Origin of the sequence: Marivivens donghaensis (genome assembly GCF_011806565.1) — a bacterium.
GTDB lineage: Bacteria > Pseudomonadota > Alphaproteobacteria > Rhodobacterales > Rhodobacteraceae > Marivivens > Marivivens donghaensis_A.
This window is the reverse complement of sequence record NZ_JAATOP010000005.1, coordinates 222,599-239,830: the sequence shown is the minus strand read 5'-3', so window position 1 is coordinate 239,830 and position 17,232 is coordinate 222,599. Positions and strand designations below refer to the sequence as shown.

The window sequence follows — 17,232 nt, the reverse complement described above, 5'->3', positions numbered from 1 at the left end:
CGCAGCCACTCTACTAACCCCAGTGTTCATATGCGTTTGGGAGGAGGCAGCATGGACTTCGCATTGTCGGAAGAGCAGTCCGCGATTTTCGATATGGCCCATGCCTTCGGGCAGGAACATATCGCGCCGTTCGCGCAGGAATGGGAAGCCGACGGCACCATCCCGCGTGACCTTTGGACCACCATTGCCGAGCTGGGTTTCGGCGGCATCTATGTATCGGAGGACTCCGGCGGCACGGGCCTGTCGCGCCTTGATGCGACGCTGGTTTTCGAAGCTCTGTCAATGGCTTGCCCGTCCGTCGCGGCGTTCCTGTCGATCCACAACATGTGCGCCCGCATGATCGACGCCTATGGCTCGGACGACCTCAAGGCGCGCTATCTGGACAAGGCCATCAGCATGGAGACCGTGTTCTCCTACTGCCTCACAGAACCCGGTAGCGGATCGGACGCGGCGGCGCTGAAAACCCGCGCTGATAACGTGAACGACGGCTGGCAACTCACTGGAACGAAAGCGTTTATCTCGGGCGGTGGTTATTCCGACGCCTACATCGTCATGGCCCGCTCGGGCGATTACGGCCCGCGCGGCATCTCGGCCATCGTGCTCGATGACGGGACCGAGGGGCTGTCCTTCGGCGGGCTGGAAAAGAAGATGGGCTGGAAAGCCCAGCCGACGCGCCAAGTGCAGATGGACGCCGCAAAGGCGCCGCTCGGTAACTTGCTGGGCGACGAAGGCCAAGGCTTCAAATACGCGATGGCGGGGCTCGATGGCGGACGCCTGAACATCTCCGCCTGCTCGCTCGGCGGGGCGCAGGCCGCGCTGGACGCGACGGTCCAGTACATGCACGAGCGCAAAGCCTTCGGCCAATCGCTCGACCAGTTCCAAGCGCTGCAATTCAAACTCGCGGACATGGAGATCGAAATGCAGGCCGCCCGCACGTTCCTGCGGCAGGCCGCGTGGAAGCTCGACCAAGGCGCGCATGATGCGACCAAATTCTGCGCGATGGCCAAGGCGTTCGTGACCGAAGTGTCGAGCCGCGTGGCGGACGAATGCCTGCAACTCCACGGCGGCTACGGCTACCTCGCCGACTACGGCATCGAAAAGATCGTCCGCGATCTGCGCGTGCACCGCATCCTCGAAGGCACGAACGAAATCATGCGTCTCATCACGGCGCGGAGCATGGTGGCGAAATGAGCGACGACGTCAAAACCTGCATCATCGGCCACACCGGCCGCATCACCTTGACCCGCCCCAAGGCGCTCAACGCACTGTCCTACCCGATGTGTCTGGAGATCGAAGCCGCGCTCGACGCTTGGCGCGACGATGACGCTGTGAAAATGGTAGTCATCGACGCCGAGGGCGAGCGTGCGTTCTGCGCGGGCGGTGATATCGCCTCGATCTACCACGACGGCATCAAGGGCATCTACGACCACGCGCAGAAGTTCTGGCGCGATGAATACCGCATGAACGCGAAGCTGTTTGAGTTTCCCAAACCCGTCGCCGCCTTCATGCACGGCTTCGTCATGGGCGGCGGCGTAGGCGTCGGCTGTCACGGCTCGCACCGCATCGTCGGCGACACCACGCAGATGTCCATGCCCGAATGCGGCATCGGCCTGATCCCTGATGTGGGCGGCACGCTGCTGCTGGCGCAGGCCCCCGGACGGCTGGGCGAATTCCTCGGCCTGACGGGCGAGCGAATGGGCGCGGCGGATGCGATCTACGCGGGCTTTGCCGATTACTACATCCCCGAAGCCGACTGGCCCGCCGTCATCGCAGAGCTGGAAAACACTGGCGATTGGGAAGCCATCGACCGCGCTGCAAAGCCCGTTGGTGAGGCGCGGCTCAAGGGCTGGCAGGCCGATATAGACAGCGTCTTCGGCGGCGAGCGCATCGGCGATGTGTTCCGCGCAATCTCTGCGGACCCGCCCGAGGCCATCGCTCACGCGCAGAAGGCTCTGAGCAGGAACTCCCCGCTTTCAATGGCTTGCACGCTGGAGCTCATCCACCGCGTGCGGATGCGCCCGACCATTCATAATGCGCTGGAGCAGGAATACCGCTTCACCTCGCGCGCGGCAGAGTTCGGCGATTTTGTCGAAGGCGTGCGTGCCGCGATCATCGACAAGGACCGCAATCCGACGTGGAAGCACGCCAGCTGGGAACAGCTCCCCAGCGGCGAGGTCACACAGATGCTGCTGCCCGTGACGGGCGAAAACGTGCAATTCTAAAAGGGGAACCACAATGAAGATCGCATTTATCGGCCTCGGCAATATGGGCGCCCCGATGGCGCGCAACCTGATGGACGCGGGCCACGAGGTCATCGGCTGCGACCCTGTCGCCACCCCCGACGGCATCACCATGGCCGCGACTAACGCCGAAGCCGTGGACGGCGCGGATGCCGTCATTACCATGCTGCCGAACGGCAAGATCCTGTCCGCCGTCGCCGCTGAAATCCACCCCGCGATGCGCAAGGGCGCGGTGCATATCGACTGCTCCACCGTCGACGTGACCAGCGCGCGCGACGTTGCCTCCGCTGCCGAAGCGGCGGGTCTGGGCGCGCTGGATGCGCCGGTGTCGGGCGGCATCGGCGGCGCGGCTGGCGGGACGCTCACCTTTATGGTTGGCGGTTCGGATGCGGCGTTCGAGACCGCCAAGCCGCTCTTCGACATCATGGGCCAGAAGGCCGTCCACTGCGGCCCTGCGGGCAACGGTCAGGCGGCGAAGATCTGCAACAACATGATCCTTGGCGTCACCATGATCGCCACCTGCGAAGCCTTCGCGCTCGCCGACAAACTGGGCCTCGACCGTCAGGCGATGTTCGATGTGGTCAGCACCTCGTCGGGCTATTCGTGGACGATGAACGCCTATTGCCCCGCCCCCGGCGTCGGCCCGCAATCGCCCGCAGACAACGGCTACAAGCCCGGATTTGCGTCGGAGTTGATGCTCAAAGACCTCGGCCTGTCGCAGATGGCTGCCGAGGCCGTGGATGCGGACACTCCGATGGGCCAGCTGGCGAACCAGCTCTACAAGTCGTTCGTCGAGGACGAGGACGGCAAAGGCACCGACTTCAGCGCCATGCTGCCCCGCTTCGAAAAACGCGGGCGCGTTTGATCTGGATCACTACACCGACATGCGTGGCGAGCTATCATATTCATAAACTTGGATAGGAGTTCGCCATGTTTTCCCAAAACGAAGGTAAGACCGACCGTATGATCCGCGTGGTCGTTGGCCTCATACTCATCGGCCTGTTCTTTGCGGGCACCGTCGGCGCGTTCGGCTGGGTGCTGCTGATCGTCGGCATCGTGCTGCTCGTGACCGGCGCTCTCGGCACCTGCCCCGCCTACAGCCTGCTCGGCATCAACACCTGCAAAGTAAAGTGATCACGCGCGGCCTGACGCCGATGTGAAATATTTGTGGGACCGATTTCCCATGTTGTGCGTTGTCTCCCCAACCAAAGGAGGCACACAAATGCTGAAATCTGTTCTGACAATCGCTACTGTAGCGACTCTCGCAGCCGGTGGTGCGTTTGCCGGCAATGGTAACGGCAACGGCAATGGCAATGGCAACGGCCATGGCAACAACGGGAACGGCGCCGCTCACGCAGGCATCGATTGCCCGCCCGGCCTTGCTGACCGCGATCCTGCCTGCGTCCCCCCGGGTCAAGCCAAGAAGGGCGTGACCACCGAGGAGTGGACCGGCTACGAAGTTGGCGACAACATTGACCGTGACGACTTCACGTGGATCGACGTTGAAAACTACGACCTGCCCGAACTGGAACCGGGTGAGCGTTACGCGGTTGTCGGTGATCAGGTCATCATTATCGACCCGACGACCTACACCGTTGTTGCCCTGCTCGACGTTCTCGCGAACCTCGAAGACGCAGAATAACCAGTTACCTCGTTCTGACAAAGGCGTCCCTCGGGGCGCCTTTTTTCATTTGTGACCGATGGGGCCGAGGTGGGTCTCGTTGAACCCGCTCGGCTCTTTCAGGCCGTATCCGAACATCCGGTCGAACCCGGCATGACCGAGGATCAGAAGCCCCCAGACCAGCAAAGTCGGCGCGACCCAGATGCCGCTGATCGCAATGACCACCATGATCACGCCGAACGCATAAAGGTGGACGATGTTATACAGCGCCGCCCCGACCTTCGGCCCCGCCAGATAGCCGATGAACGACAAGTCCGGCGAAAAGAACACCAGCAGCATCAACCACCACGGCGGCAGGCTGCCCAGCGTCCAGATCGAGAATAATGCGAACATCGAGGCGGCAAATACCAAGCCGCCTTCGATGCGTTGCCAGAGGATCGTGTTCACTCCGCAGCCTCTACCTTGTTAACCAACATGGGTCCAAGGTAGCGGCCTGTGTGCGATGCCTCAACGGTTGCGACGTGTTCGGGCGTTCCGGTTGCCACGACTTGACCGCCGCCATCACCGCCCTCGGGCCCGATGTCGATGATCCAGTCGGCGGTTTTGATGACGTCGAGGTTATGCTCGATCACCACCACCGTGTTCCCCTGCTCCACCAGCTCGTGCAGCACTTCGAGCAGCTTACGCACGTCCTCGAAATGCAGACCCGTGGTCGGCTCGTCGAGAATATAGAGCGTCCGCCCCGTCGAGCGTTTCGACAGTTCCTTCGACAGCTTCACACGCTGCGCCTCACCGCCCGAAAGCGTCGTCGCCTGCTGGCCGACCTTGATATAGCCAAGGCCCACCCGCATCAGCGCGTCCATCTTTTCGCGGATCGACGGCACCGCCTTGAAGAACTCCTGCGCCTCTTCAACGGTCATATCCAGCACGTCGGCAATGGACTTGCCCTTGAAGCGGATTTCCAGCGTCTCGCGGTTGTAGCGCTTGCCCTTACAGGTTTCGCACTCGACATAGACGTCCGGCAGGAAGTGCATCTCGATCTTGATGACGCCGTCACCCTGACACGCCTCGCAGCGACCGCCCTTGACGTTGAAGCTGAAACGACCCGGCTTGTAGCCGCGCGCTTGCGCTTCGGGCAGGCCCGCGAACCATTCGCGGATCGGGGTGAACGCACCGGTGTAGGTGGCGGGGTTCGACCGCGGAGTCCGGCCAATCGGGCGCTGGTCGATGTCGATGACCTTGTCGAGGTGCTCGAAGCCCTTGATGGTTTCGCAGTGCGCAGGCGTTTCGCGCGCACCGTTCAGCTTCATCGCGGCGTTTTTATAGAGCGTTTCGATCGTCAGCGTGGACTTACCACCGCCCGACACACCCGCGACGCAGACGAACTTGCCCAGCGGGAAGTCGACGGTCACGTCCTTGAGGTTGTTGCCGTCCGCTTTGACCACGGTCAATTTCTTGCCGTTGCCGTCGCGGCGGATGCTCGGCACCTCGATACGGCGCTTGCCCGACAGATACTGGCCGGTGATCGAGTCCTTGTGCTTGGCGATCTGCTGCGGCGTGCCGTGGGCGATCACCTGACCGCCGTGGACACCCGCACCCGGACCGATGTCGAAGACATAGTCGGCTTCGCGGATCGCATCCTCGTCGTGTTCGACCACGATGACCGTGTTACCCTGATCGCGCAGGTTCTTGAGCGTGGTCAGCAGGCGGTCGTTGTCGCGCTGGTGCAGACCAATCGACGGCTCGTCGAGCACGTAAAGCACGCCTGTCAGACCCGAACCGATCTGCGAGGCCAGACGGATACGCTGGCTCTCACCGCCCGACAGCGTGCCTGCGTTGCGGCTCATGGTCAGGTAATCGAGGCCAACGTTGTTGAGGAATCCGAGGCGCTCGCTGATCTCTTTGACGATGGCGCGGGCGATCTCTTTCTTCTGGGTGGTGAGCGAGTCCATCACGCTGTTGATCCACGCGAGGGCTTCCTTGATCGACTTCTCGACCACTTGACCCACGTGCAGACCCGCGATTTTCACCGCCAGGGCTTCTTCGCGCAGACGGTAGCCGCCACAGGCGCCGCACGGACGGTTGTTCTGGTATTGCTCGAACTCTTCGCGGATCCAGTTGGAGTCGGTTTCGCGGTAGCGGCGCTCCATGTTCGGGATCACGCCCTCGAAGGCACGCTTCACCTGATAGATGCGGCCACCCTCGTCGTAGCGGAACTGGATTTCCTCTTTGCCAGAGCCGTAGAGGAACACCTGCTGCACCTTCTCGGGGATGTCCTTCCACGGCGACGATTTCTTGAAGCCGTAGTGCTTCGCCATCGCGTCGATGGTTTGCAGGAAATACGGGCTCTTGCCCTTCCGCCACGGCGCAATCGCACCGTCAGACACCTTCAGCGTGACGTCAGGCACCACGAGGCGTTCGTCGAAGAACAACTCTTTGCCGAGGCCGTCACAGGTCGGACAGGCACCGAAGGGCGCGTTGAACGAAAAGAGGCGCGGTTCGATTTCGGGGATCGTGAAACCCGACACGGGACAGGCGAAACGCTCGGAGAAGGTGAAACGCTCCGGCTCGCCCTCTTTCGGCGCGGTTTCCAGAATGGCGATGCCGTCGGCGAGGTCCAGCGCGGTGCGGAAGCTGTCCGCAAGGCGGGTTTCAATCCCTTCGCGGACGACGATACGGTCGACAACAACGTCGATGTCATGGCGGAATTTCTTGTCGAGCGTCGGCGGCTCGTCCAGCTCATAGAAGGTGCCGTCGACTTTCACACGCTGGAAGCCCTGCTTGCGCAGTTCCAGCATTTCCTTGCGGTATTCGCCTTTGCGGTCACGCACGATCGGCGCGAGAAGGTACCCGCGGGTGCCCTCCTCCATCGCAGCGACGCGGTCGACCATGTCCTGCACCTGCTGCGCTTCGATGGGTAGGCCGGTGGCGGGGCTGTAGGGCGTGCCGACGCGGGCGAACAGCAGACGCAGGTAGTCGTAAATCTCGGTCACAGTGCCGACGGTCGAGCGCGGGTTCTTCGACGTGGTCTTCTGCTCGATGGAGATCGCGGGCGACAGGCCGCTGATGTGGTCCACATCCGGCTTTTCCATCATATCGAGGAACTGGCGCGCATAGGCCGAGAGCGACTCGACATAGCGGCGCTGCCCTTCGGCGTAGATCGTATCGAACGCGAGCGAGGATTTGCCCGAACCCGACAGACCCGTAATCACCACGAGTTCGTCGCGCGGAATATCGACGTCGATGTTCTTGAGGTTATGCTCACGGGCGCCACGCACCTCGATGTGCTTGAGTTCTGGCATTCTGCCCCCTTACGGAATTCTGCGCTGCAATAGATAGGCGCTGTTGGACGACTCTCCAACTCCCAATTGCGAACATTCATAGAACATTTGCCAATTGCGGTAAAATCCATATTACATCTTTACATTATGTTTTTTGCATGTATATATGAGAGCAACCAAAGCTCGCCAGACAGGTGTTTTAAATGTTCCAGATGCTCCGTTCCGCAATGACCCCCGCTGCCCCTGCAAACCGCGTTACCGTTCAGGACGCGATCGCGAAATCGAAGACCGACGAAGTTGTTGTCATCGACGTGCGCGACATCAGCGAAATCAAAGCCTCCGGCATGGCCGAGGGCGCTGTGCACGTCCCGCTCGCCACCCTTCAGATGAAGGCCAACCCGTCGAGCCCCGAGTGCCTCGACGTGTTCAAGTCGGGCAAACCGGTTGCCGTCTACTGCGCCGCCGGTGGCCGCGCCGGTATGGCCGTGCAGGCGCTTCAGGGCTTCGGATACGACGCCCACAACATCGGTGGTTTCGGCCACTGGGCTCAGGCTGGCGGTCCGGTCCGCCGCTAAGAGATACCCGCGCCACTCACGCGACCCTGTTGACCCAAGTGAAAAGCCCCGCCAATGGCGGGGCTTTGTTTGTTTTCGAGGAGTGGGGCGCTGCCCCCGTCCCTGCGGGACGTCCCCGAGGTATTTTTATCAGAATGAAGCGGCGGGCGCCTTAGAAGTGGAGCGCGCGGCCGTAGGCGTCGAGCACCGACTCGTGCATCATTTCCGACAACGTCGGGTGCGGGAAGACGGTGTTCATCAGGTCTTCTTCGGTGGTCTCGAGCGTGCGGCCCACAACATAACCCTGGATCAGTTCGGTGACTTCCGCGCCGACCATGTGCGCACCGAGGAGTTCACCGGTTTTCGCGTCGAACACGGTTTTGACCATGCCTTCGGGCTCGCCCAGAGCGATCGCCTTGCCGTTGCCGATGAACGGGAAGCGGCCGACCTTGATGTCGTAGCCGGCGGCTTTGGCTTTTTCTTCGGTGAGGCCGACGGACGCGACCTGCGGGTGGCAGTAGGTGCAGCCCGCGATGGTGTTCGGCTTGATCGGGTGGGCGTGCTGGCCTGCGATCAGTTCGGCGACCATGACGCCTTCGTGCGAGGCTTTGTGCGCCAGCCACGGTGCGCCCGCGATATCGCCGATGGCATAGAGGCCGTCGACGCCGGTGCGGCAGTATTCATCGGTGACAACGTGGGTACGGTCGATCTTGACGCCAGCGTCTTCGAGGCCGAGGCCCTCGACGTTGCCGACGATGCCGACAGCCGAGATCACGGTGTCGAATTCGTGCTTCTCGATTTTGCCGTTCACTTCGATATGGGCGACGACGCCCTTACCGGGGGTGCGGTCCAGTTGCTTGACGCCTGCCTTTTCCATGATGGTCAGGCCCTGCTTTACGAACTGCTTTTTCGCGAAGGCCGCGATTTCGGCGTCTTCAACCGGCAGGATGCGGTCCATGACTTCGACCACGGTCGTGTCGGCGCCGAGGGTGCTGTAGAAGCTGGCAAATTCGATGCCGATGGCGCCCGAACCGATGACGAGCAGTTTTTTCGGCATACGCACCGGCTGGAGCGCGTGCTTGTAGGTCCAGACCAGATCGCCATCAGCCTCAAGACCCGGCAGTTCGCGGGCGCGGGCGCCGGTAGCGACAACGATGTTCTTCGCGGTCAGCTCTTCGGTGCCGTCCTTGGTGGTGACGGTGACTTTGCCTTTGCCCGAAAGCTTGGCGTCGCCCATGATCGAGGTGATCTTGTTCTTCTTGAACAGGTGGCCGATGCCGCCCGACAGCTGCTTGGCCACGCCGCGCGAGCGTTTGACCACAGCGTCGAGGTCGTAGCCGATGTTCTCTGCCTTGAGGCCGAATTCCTTGGCGCGGTGCATCAGGTGGAACACTTCCGACGAACGCAGCAGCGCCTTGGTCGGGATGCAGCCCCAGTTCAGACAAATACCGCCGAGGTGTTCACGCTCCACACAGGCGACCTTGAGGCCGAGCTGTGCGCCGCGGATCGCGGCAACATAACCGCCCGGTCCGGCACCGATGACGATCATGTCGAAATTCTTGGCAGCCATTGGAATCTCCTCCGAAATCAAATTAGTTTGACGTTAAACTATTTCCGAAGGGCAATCCACCCGCGCAAATTCATGGCTGCCTCTCACGTGGTGCAAGGCAGTTTTTCGCGGTCACGCCCTCCGGTCAGGCGCTGAGTTGTTTGACGACCGTGGCATATCCGCCGTCGTCCATAAAGGCCTGTTCCTCGGGTGTGCTCTCGCGGCCCAAGGCGTCATTGCGATAGGGAAAGCGGCCGAAGTCGCGGATGATCTTGCGGTGCGCTTTGGCGTGGACGACGTTCCCGTCCCCCTCCATCCGCGTGGAGAACAGATCGACCGAGCGGTCCTGATCCACGAGGTTTTCCGAGTGCATCAGCGGCAGATAGAAGAACTGGCGGGCGTCTCCCTCGATCTCCATGTCCCAGCCGCGATCCATCGCCATCTTTGCGGTCGAGCGGGCCACGGGGTCCATTTCGAACGAGCGCGCATCGCCGCGGAACATGTTGCGGGGGAACTGGTCGAGCAGAATGATATAGGCCAGCGCGCCGCGCGCATCGGTGAGCCAGTGGCCAAGGCCGCCAGCGCGCGCCTCTTCCCACGTGCTCAGGTAACGCGCGCGGATGGCATCGTCGATCTCCTCGCCGCCTGCGTACCATCCCTTGGGGCCAAGTTCGTCAATCCAGTAGGCGAGAATATCGTCGATCATGCTCATGTGTTTTCGTCCTCTTCGGCCTGTCCCCAGACCTCCTGCGCGACTTCGACAGCCACGGGCGTTGCGGTCTGCATCATGACGTAGGCCATGTTGCTCTGGTCTTCGGATTCGAGGTTCGGTGTGCTGCGCTGGGTCATACGCCAGATTGCATAGACGCCGAGGCCGAACAGCAGGACCGAGATATAGGCCCAGTAGCCTTGGGGGCCGACGTTATCCATGACGAAGCCCACGAGGATCGGGCCGATAATCGCGCCCACGCCGTTGATGAACAGAAGGCCACCCGAAGCGCCCGCCATGTCTTCGCGGGCGAGGTAGTCGTTACAGTAGGCGATCAGCAGCGCGTAAAGCGGGTTCGACGTGCCACCCGCCGCGACAGCGGCAACGACGACCAGCCAGTAGTTATCGGTCAGAACGCCGATGAAGGCACCTGCCCCGCCGATCATCGACAGGATCGCGATCAGCCAGCGGCGGTCCATGTGGTCCGAAATCAGGCCGATGGGGTACTGGAGCAGCAGCGCCGCGATATAGATCGTCGAGATCATGATCGAGATTTGCGGAACGGTCATGCCGACCTTCACACCGTAGACCGCCGTCATACCGAACTGCGCCGCAAACACGCCGCCCAGCGCAAACATACCGACACAGGAAAGCGGGGAGATCTTGATCAGCTCGCGCACGGTGAGCGGCTTGGCAACCTCGAACGCAGGCGCAGGACGCACCGACAGAAGGATCGGCGCGAAGGCCAGCGAAACGAGGACCGACGGAATGACGAACAGCACGAAGCCCGCGACATCGCCCAGCGCGACCACGTACTGACCGGCGACCACGCCGCCCATCTGCATGATCATGTAGAGCGAAAGCGCCTTGCCACGGGTCTCATTGGTCGCGCTGTCGTTCAGCCAGCTTTCGGCGGTGATATACACGCCGCAGAAGCAGAAACCGATAATCACGCGGCCAACGGCCCATGCCCACGGGTCCGCCAGCGTCGGGTACAGAATGAGGATCGCAGAGATCGTCGAGCCCAATGCGGCGAACACGCGCACGTGGCCCACGCGCTGGATCATGCGCGGCGCCATGCGGGATGCGAACAGGAAGCCGAGGAAGTATGCCGAGATGATGATCGACATTTCCGTGGTCGAGAAGCCTTCGACCTCGCCTCGTAGACCGAGCAGCGTGCCTTGCACACCGTTGCCGAGCATCAACATGAAAATCCCGAGCAGAAGCGCCCAGGATGCGTTCAGTACCTGAAACATACTGTCCCCTTATATTTACGCGAGGAGCATAGCGCACAAGTTTTCAGCGGCCAGTGGGTGTGCGACAGAAATCTCCGCAAACCGACGTTCACTCGTGCACAGACCTGAGTGTTGATCAGCTTTTGGGAATCAAAAGCGACGCGTCACCATAGCTGAAGAAACGATAACCGTTTGTGACGGCGTGATCGTAGACGGCGCGGATTTCCTTCACGCCCAGCAGCGCCGAGACCAGCATCATCAGCGTGGATTTCGGCAGGTGGAAGTTGGTCATCAGCGCATCGGCCACGCGGAACGTGAAACCGGGCGTGATGAAAATATCGGTCGGACCTTCCCACGGCGCGATGCCGTCGTCCGTTGCGGCGCTTTCGATCAGGCGCAGCGCGGTGGTGCCCACGGGAATGACGCGCCCGCCAGCGGCTTTGGTCGCGTTGATCTGGGCGGCGGCCTCTTCGGTCACCTGCCCCCATTCGGAGTGCATCTTGTGTTCCGAGATGTCGTCCACCTTCACCGGCAGAAACGTCCCTGCCCCCACGTGCAGCGTCACATAGGTGAACTCCACGCCTTTGGCCCGCAGCGCGGCCAGCAGTTCGTCATCGAAATGGAGCGAGGCGGTCGGCGCAGCAACAGCGCCCGTGTTCTTGGCCCAGACGGTCTGGTAGTCCTCTTTGTCCTGCGCATCGGGCGCACGGAGGGCGGCGATATAGGGCGGCAGCGGCATCGCGCCCGCTTCGTTGAGCGCTGTGTCGAAATCGTCGCCCGTCAGGTTGAAACGGATCGCGGCCTGCCCTTCGCCACGGCTGACAACGGTGGCGGTCAGGCGGTCCGAGAACACGATGTCCTCCCCATCCTTCACCTTCTTCAGCGGCTTGAGCAGAGCACCCCACGTCCCATCCGCCTTCGGCTCCAGCAGCGTAACCTCGATCTGCGCCTGCACGGGGCCTTGGGCGCTATCGCGGTGACGGGTGCCCGACAGACGCGCGGGGATCACCCGTGTGTCGTTCAGCACCAGTCGGTCGCCCGCCTCCAGCACGTCCAGCAGGTCGGTGACGCGCTTGTCCTCGATTTCGCTTCCACGGGCGACCAGCAGACGCGCGGAGCTGCGCGGCTTGGCAGGGCGCGTGGCGATCAGCCCCTCGGGAAGGTCGAAATCGAAATCACTCAGTTTCACGGGCGCATCCTATTCGCTCAGATCAGGCGGAGGCCGTCGGAAAATCTCTCGGAACATGCCGGGGGTGAACATAGACAGCGGGTTCACCATAATCGTCATGTCGTCCTTGGTTCCGCCGAGGTTGTAGTTGAACCCGATCAACCCCTCGCCGCGCCGTGTCAGGAACGAGCCGATGCCGTTGATCAGATAGATCGGCGAAACCACGCCCTGAAAGTCCATGGCTCCGGTCGCGAGCGTGTAGACCCCGTCGAGCGAAATGCCAAGCCCCGGTCCGACAGCGCTCAGACTGCCTAAGATGAAGCTGTCGGGGGTCAGGCGGAATTCGCCGTCGACGTTTGTAAACAGGAGCCCTTGGCCATCAAGCTGCGTCAGAAGCCCGATGATGCTCGCAGCATCCAGCAGCGCCGCCAGCGCGGGCGCTTCCTGCACACGCAGGTCTGTAATTTCGAACGACCCGTCATAGACGCCCTCGTCGGGTCCGCTTTCGAGCCAGAGGTTCATATTCCCGCCCGACGCATTCTTCATCAGCCCCGCAGCGGCCAGCACCTCGCCGCCGTTCTGGGCGTTCATCTCCAGCGCAATGCCGTTCGCGCTCGGGCGGATCTGGGCGACGATCGGCGCTTGGCCGTTCACGTCCCCTTCGAGCGTGCCGCGCAGCCCATCTGCCGTATCGAAGACACCGCGCAGGTTATCGACGCGGATGCTGTCCGAAATCACGAGCGTATCCAGAAACGCACTGATCGGCCCGCCGCCATCGCCCGAGCCGCCGAAACGCGCGCTCCGCAGATCGAGCGATCCGCCCTTGAGCGCGATGGCAGGCGACTGCCCCGCCCCGCGCGGCATGATGGTCACGGGCGCATTGAGCCAGTTGCCGACCCGCACGCGGGATAACTCCGCTGATTGCAGACCGCCCTCGCCCAGCGTGAGGAAGCCCGTCGCCTCCAGCCCCGGTGCGGTCATGTCGATGCTTTCGATCCGCGCAGGGTTACTCAGCACACCGCTGATCGACAGGTTGCCGGTGGAGGATGCAGGTTTCACCCAGTCGATCCCCGCAATCGCGACCCGCGCGCCTTCCATGTTGGTATCGAGCGTAAAGCGCGGCGCCTCGCCGTCGATCAGGTCGATCCCGAGCCGCCCCCGCGCCTCCCCGCTCACCGCATCATCGGGCAGCGCGATATTGAACTCGGCCAGCGACTCTCGCGTCAGCGTCACGTCAGCATCCAGACGGCTGCGGCGCGGCGCATCTGGGCCGAGTTCGCGGCTCCACGTCACGCTCATCGGTGCATCGCCCACGCGGGCATCGCCCGACACCCGCAGCACGGAGTTATCGACGTGCACATCCACCCGCCCCGCCGTCACAGTGTGATCGGGGACAAAGTGGGTCGAACGCATGTTGGTGATCACCGCGTCCGTCGAATAGCGCACCAGCTCGGGCGGCACGTTCGGCATGAGCGGCATATCGAGGATCGTCTTCACCCGCGCACGCCCGTCCGCCATCGTCACGGGCTGGTTCGCTTTGGTCAGGAACTGCATCGGCGGCAGGTCGATGACGGACAGCGCGGCGGTCACGGTGCTCTCTGTGAACAGCTCCATATGCGCGTTCGGGACACGTTCGCGGGTGTCGAGGATCGTGACCCCCGCCCCCGCCACATCCACATCGCCGCCCTGAGGCGCGCGCATGGTGCCTTTGTCCAGCCGCAGTGTCATCGAGTGGTCGTAAAGCGTCGAGAACCCTGTGGCGTCCTCGATCACGGGCAGAAACGGCATCGGCGTGAACACCGCGTCCGAGAAACTGCCGCTGGTGCTGATCTCGGGCTTCTTTCCCGCGTGGAACCGCATCGCGACGACTATATCGTGCAGGGTCGCTTGGCGCAGGTTCTCGGTAAACCAGCGTTTGTTGTTGGGTTTGAACGTCTCCGGCCAGTAGGACAGCAGCGGCATCGGGTCGACGTTATCGCCCATGAGGTCCGCGTCCACCTCCCAGCCGTCCGGCCCCGTCCGCACCTGTCCGCGCCCGTAGACGTTCTGCCCTTGGACCGTCAGCGCATAATTCCCCACGTCGATGCGGAACGGCTCCAGCGACAGGCGGAAGTCGGCAGAGGCACGCTCGAACGTCAGCGGCTCGTCGTAGGTCTCACCGGGATTGAAGCTGAGGTTGTTGACGGTGAACTGGCTTTCGAACACCTGCGGCCAGCCGTCGGCATCCGCGCCGCGCAAATACGCCTGCCCGCTGGCGGTGAACGCCCCCCAGCCCGTTTCGGCCTCCACACGGGTAAAGCGGACAGCTTGGCCCTTGGGATCGTATGTCAGATAGGTCTTTGCCGCGCCGATTGGGATCGGGTTCGTGTCGGGAGACGGCTGGATCGCGCCGTCTTCGACCGAGATTGAAGCGAACAGAGGCCCCAGATTGCCGTCATCGTCGATGCTGCCCCTCAGGGACGCGGTGATGGGCGCATCCAGCACCGACAGCCACCCCAGCGCGGGCGACTGGCTGGCGAGGTCCGCTGCCATGCCGTCGACCACGGTAAAGCCCATGGACGCCGCCCGCCCGCTTTTCGGACTGTCGACGTTGATATCCACGCGGGTCGCATAGGACCGCCCCGACAGCAGGAATGCAGACGCCCGCAGCGATGCCACTTCGCCCCGCATGTCCAAGAGCGCCGAGCCGCCGTCGAGCGTCCAGCTCCGCCCTGCCCGCGCGTCGGCATAGTTGACGATGACGCCCTCGGCGCGGACGGTCTCCAGCGCTTCGAGCAGCGGATGGGCCAGCAGCGCGTCGGCCTGATCCACCAATTCGATAAATGATGCCGCCTCGCCCGCAGGCTCCGCACTCGCATCGAATGCCAGCGCCACCGAACCGTCAGAGCGCCGCCGCAGCCCGATCTGGGTGGAGCGCAGAACGACCTCCTGCACCAGCACCTCGCGTTTCAGCACCAGCCCGCGCGGGGAAATCAGGATATCCGCCGAAGGCACGCGGGCAATCACCGTCGATTGCGCATCGCGCAGCACCACGTTCCGCATCCGGACACGGGGGTGCAGATCGTCGCTGATCACCAGCCTGATCTGGCCGAATTTCAGGGTGCCGCCGCTGAGGATCTCTGCCGCCGTGCTCTCCAGCCGTGCTTGCAGCCAAGACGGCGCGGTCACTTCGCGGCCCACGAGCGTGACACTGGCGACCAGCGCAAATACCACGGGAATGGCGAGGATGATCAGAAACGAACGGACGGCGAACCGCAGCTTACGGAACTTGGGACGCACAGGTTCGGACACAGCATCCGCCGCTGGCGCGATGTCATCGTCCACGTCTTTCCCTGTCATCCTGCCCCTTGGCCCCTTTATCTTTGCCGGACCTGTCCTAAACTGCACTTTGTCATGCAAGTGGCCGAATATCAAAAGCAATCGGAGGTTACCATGAGCCATCAACGCCCCGCCGAAGGCGAACAGGCACCCGACTTCACCCTGCCCCGTGACGGCGGCGGTTCGGTCAGCCTGTCGGACTACCAAGGCAAACCCGTCGTTCTCTATTTCTACCCCAAGGACGACACCCCCGGCTGCACCAAGGAAGCCATCGCTTTTACGGACATGGTGGATGATTTCGCCGCTGCCGGAGCCGTCATCCTTGGCGTGTCGAAAGACCCCGTGAAAAAGCACGACAAGTTCATCGCCAAGCACGAGCTGAAAATCGCGCTGCTGTCCGACGAGGAAAGCGATATGTGCGAACGCTACGGCGTCTGGGTCGAAAAGAGCATGTACGGCAAGACCTACATGGGCATCGAACGCGCCACGTTCCTCATTGATGCGGACGGCAAAGTCGCCAAGGTCTGGCCCAAGGTCAAAGTGGCCGGTCACGCCGAAGAGGTTCTGGAGGCCGTCAAAGCCCTCTGACTTGACCTCTGGCGGATGACGCGGCACTTCCCGCGTCGTCCAAAATCTTCAGGGAGCCGACCATGCCGACGTTGACCGAAATGGCCTGCGAAGTCCTCAGCACCGCCGATGGCCGCGCCAAGACCGCCCTTTCGCGCAAATACGCCGCTGAATGGGTCGCCTCCCGCAATGGCGGCGAGCCGATCGCGGTCGGCATCGGCACCCCGCCGCTCCGTCCCGCGCGGCCCGAAAAGCCGGCGCTGATGGCTCCCCGCGATGTACCCCGCCGCCGCACAGGCTCCGAGGCGGGCCGCATCGCGCTGCTCCACGCCGTTGCGCATATCGAACTGAACGCGGTGGACCTGCACTGGGACATCATCGCCCGCTTCGGTCACATCAAAATGCCCATCGGGTTCTATGACGACTGGGTGAAGTCCGCAGACGAAGAGTCCAAGCATTTCAACCTGATATGCGACTGTCTTGAAGACATGGGCAGCCACTACGGCGCACTGCCCGCCCACGCGGGCATGTGGCGCTCTGCCGAAGATACCGCCGAGGACATCATGGGCCGCCTCGCTGTGGTGCCGATGGTGCTGGAGGCGCGCGGCCTCGACGTGACGCCAGGCATGATCGAGATTTTCCGCAAGGCCGAGGCGACGAACGCCGTCAGCGCGCTGGAAGTCATCTACTCCGAAGAGGTCCACCACGTCGCCTACGGCTCCAAGTGGTTCCACTTCCTCTGCGGGCGTCATGACCTCGACCCCAAGGACGAATTCCACCGCCTCGTGCGCCACTACTTCCACGGCGTCCTGAAACCGCCCTTCAACGAAGAGAAACGCGCCGAGGCAGGCATCCCGCCGGACTTCTACTGGCCGCTCTCCGAAGAGACGCCGGACCGCACCGCTTTGGGCAACAAAGCCTCGGCAGAAATTCGCGCAAAATAGCGGAATCCCGAGTCTTTTCCGCCACTTCTGCGCAAAACTGTTGCAG

At 62.6% G+C, this 17,232-nt stretch carries 15 protein-coding genes; 8 read left to right on the top strand and 7 right to left on the bottom strand.

What is annotated here, in order from left to right; all coding sequences use genetic code 11:
* Window positions 1-51: 51 nt before the first annotated feature.
* The 5 genes from HCZ30_RS09710 (at window position 52) to HCZ30_RS16490 (ending at window position 3,882) form a co-directional block, all read left to right on the top strand.
* A complete protein-coding gene (locus HCZ30_RS09710) occupies window positions 52-1,191 on the top strand; it encodes an acyl-CoA dehydrogenase family protein (protein WP_167638082.1) in 1,140 nt (379 codons plus the stop codon).
* Window positions 1,188-2,222 (top strand): enoyl-CoA hydratase/isomerase family protein, encoded by a 1,035-nt coding sequence (locus HCZ30_RS09705; protein ID WP_167638081.1) that lies wholly within the window; start codon window positions 1,188-1,190, stop codon window positions 2,220-2,222. The genes HCZ30_RS09710 and HCZ30_RS09705 overlap by 4 nt, the downstream gene beginning before the upstream one ends.
* Window positions 2,223-2,235: 13 nt before the next feature.
* A complete protein-coding gene (mmsB, locus tag HCZ30_RS09700) occupies window positions 2,236-3,105 on the top strand; it encodes a 3-hydroxyisobutyrate dehydrogenase (RefSeq protein ID WP_167638080.1) in 870 nt (289 codons plus the stop codon).
* A 65-nt stretch (window positions 3,106-3,170) separates the two neighbouring features.
* Window positions 3,171-3,374 (top strand): YgaP family membrane protein, encoded by a 204-nt coding sequence (locus HCZ30_RS09695; protein WP_167638079.1) that lies wholly within the window; start codon window positions 3,171-3,173, stop codon window positions 3,372-3,374.
* An 88-nt stretch (window positions 3,375-3,462) separates the two neighbouring features.
* On the top strand, window positions 3,463-3,882 hold the full coding sequence (locus tag HCZ30_RS16490; protein ID WP_175581003.1) for a hypothetical protein: 420 nt from the start codon (window positions 3,463-3,465) through the stop codon (window positions 3,880-3,882).
* A gap of 45 nt (window positions 3,883-3,927) precedes the next feature.
* Here HCZ30_RS16490 and HCZ30_RS09685 read toward each other — a convergent pair whose 3' ends face one another.
* Both HCZ30_RS09685 and uvrA read right to left on the bottom strand, forming a co-directional pair.
* A complete protein-coding gene (locus tag HCZ30_RS09685; RefSeq protein ID WP_167638078.1) occupies window positions 3,928-4,308 on the bottom strand; it encodes a DUF4260 family protein in 381 nt (126 codons plus the stop codon).
* A complete protein-coding gene (uvrA, locus tag HCZ30_RS09680; protein WP_167638077.1) occupies window positions 4,305-7,163 on the bottom strand; it encodes an excinuclease ABC subunit UvrA in 2,859 nt (952 codons plus the stop codon). The genes HCZ30_RS09685 and uvrA overlap by 4 nt, the downstream gene beginning before the upstream one ends.
* A 182-nt stretch (window positions 7,164-7,345) precedes the next feature.
* Here uvrA and HCZ30_RS09675 point away from each other — a divergent pair, with 182 nt between their 5' ends.
* On the top strand, window positions 7,346-7,717 hold the full coding sequence (locus tag HCZ30_RS09675) for a rhodanese-like domain-containing protein (protein ID WP_246212709.1): 372 nt from the start codon (window positions 7,346-7,348) through the stop codon (window positions 7,715-7,717).
* A 151-nt stretch (window positions 7,718-7,868) separates the two neighbouring features.
* On the opposite strand, the gene lpdA is transcribed toward HCZ30_RS09675, so the two are convergent.
* From lpdA to HCZ30_RS09650, 5 genes are all read right to left on the bottom strand, one after another.
* On the bottom strand, window positions 7,869-9,266 hold the full coding sequence (lpdA, locus tag HCZ30_RS09670) for a dihydrolipoyl dehydrogenase (protein WP_167638076.1): 1,398 nt from the start codon (window positions 9,264-9,266) through the stop codon (window positions 7,869-7,871).
* Between the two features lie 124 nt (window positions 9,267-9,390).
* Window positions 9,391-9,957 carry a DUF924 family protein gene (locus HCZ30_RS09665; RefSeq protein ID WP_167638075.1) on the bottom strand — a complete coding sequence of 189 codons (567 nt, stop codon included), beginning with the start codon at window positions 9,955-9,957 and terminating at the stop codon, window positions 9,391-9,393.
* Window positions 9,954-11,210 (bottom strand): MFS transporter, encoded by a 1,257-nt coding sequence (locus HCZ30_RS09660; RefSeq protein ID WP_167638074.1) that lies wholly within the window; start codon window positions 11,208-11,210, stop codon window positions 9,954-9,956. The genes HCZ30_RS09665 and HCZ30_RS09660 overlap by 4 nt, the downstream gene beginning before the upstream one ends.
* Before the next feature lie 115 nt (window positions 11,211-11,325).
* Window positions 11,326-12,378, bottom strand: coding sequence for a tRNA preQ1(34) S-adenosylmethionine ribosyltransferase-isomerase QueA (gene queA, locus HCZ30_RS09655; RefSeq protein WP_167638073.1), 1,053 nt, complete (start codon window positions 12,376-12,378; stop codon window positions 11,326-11,328).
* A 9-nt stretch (window positions 12,379-12,387) separates the two neighbouring features.
* Complete coding sequence (locus HCZ30_RS09650) at window positions 12,388-15,696, bottom strand: DUF3971 domain-containing protein (protein ID WP_167638072.1); 3,309 nt, start codon at window positions 15,694-15,696, stop codon at window positions 12,388-12,390.
* A 93-nt stretch (window positions 15,697-15,789) separates the two neighbouring features.
* On the opposite strand from HCZ30_RS09650, the gene bcp reads away from it, so the two are divergent.
* Both bcp and HCZ30_RS09640 read left to right on the top strand, forming a co-directional pair.
* Window positions 15,790-16,263: a thioredoxin-dependent thiol peroxidase gene (bcp, locus tag HCZ30_RS09645; RefSeq protein ID WP_167638071.1), complete on the top strand. Its 474-nt coding sequence runs from the start codon at window positions 15,790-15,792 to the stop codon at window positions 16,261-16,263.
* Window positions 16,264-16,325: 62 nt separating this feature from the next.
* On the top strand, window positions 16,326-17,186 hold the full coding sequence (locus tag HCZ30_RS09640; RefSeq protein WP_246212707.1) for a ferritin-like domain-containing protein: 861 nt from the start codon (window positions 16,326-16,328) through the stop codon (window positions 17,184-17,186).
* The last annotated feature ends 46 nt before the right edge of the window (window positions 17,187-17,232 follow it).

Bases quoted from the DNA above. Each gene is read 5' to 3' on its own strand.
- HCZ30_RS09710 (WP_167638082.1), top strand. From the start codon at position 52: ATGGACTTCGCATTGTCGGAAGAGCAGTCCGCGATTTTCGATATGGCC.
- HCZ30_RS09705 (WP_167638081.1), top strand. From the start codon at position 1,188: ATGAGCGACGACGTCAAAACCTGCATCATCGGCCACACCGGCCGCATC.
- mmsB (WP_167638080.1), top strand. From the start codon at position 2,236: ATGAAGATCGCATTTATCGGCCTCGGCAATATGGGCGCCCCGATGGCG.
- HCZ30_RS09695 (WP_167638079.1), top strand. From the start codon at position 3,171: ATGTTTTCCCAAAACGAAGGTAAGACCGACCGTATGATCCGCGTGGTC.
- HCZ30_RS16490 (WP_175581003.1), top strand. From the start codon at position 3,463: ATGCTGAAATCTGTTCTGACAATCGCTACTGTAGCGACTCTCGCAGCC.
- uvrA (WP_167638077.1), bottom strand. From the start codon at position 7,163: ATGCCAGAACTCAAGCACATCGAGGTGCGTGGCGCCCGTGAGCATAAC.
- HCZ30_RS09675 (WP_246212709.1), top strand. From the start codon at position 7,346: ATGTTCCAGATGCTCCGTTCCGCAATGACCCCCGCTGCCCCTGCAAAC.
- lpdA (WP_167638076.1), bottom strand. From the start codon at position 9,266: ATGGCTGCCAAGAATTTCGACATGATCGTCATCGGTGCCGGACCGGGC.
- HCZ30_RS09665 (WP_167638075.1), bottom strand. From the start codon at position 9,957: ATGAGCATGATCGACGATATTCTCGCCTACTGGATTGACGAACTTGGC.
- HCZ30_RS09660 (WP_167638074.1), bottom strand. From the start codon at position 11,210: ATGTTTCAGGTACTGAACGCATCCTGGGCGCTTCTGCTCGGGATTTTC.
- HCZ30_RS09650 (WP_167638072.1), bottom strand. From the start codon at position 15,696: ATGACAGGGAAAGACGTGGACGATGACATCGCGCCAGCGGCGGATGCT.
- bcp (WP_167638071.1), top strand. From the start codon at position 15,790: ATGAGCCATCAACGCCCCGCCGAAGGCGAACAGGCACCCGACTTCACC.
- HCZ30_RS09640 (WP_246212707.1), top strand. From the start codon at position 16,326: ATGCCGACGTTGACCGAAATGGCCTGCGAAGTCCTCAGCACCGCCGAT.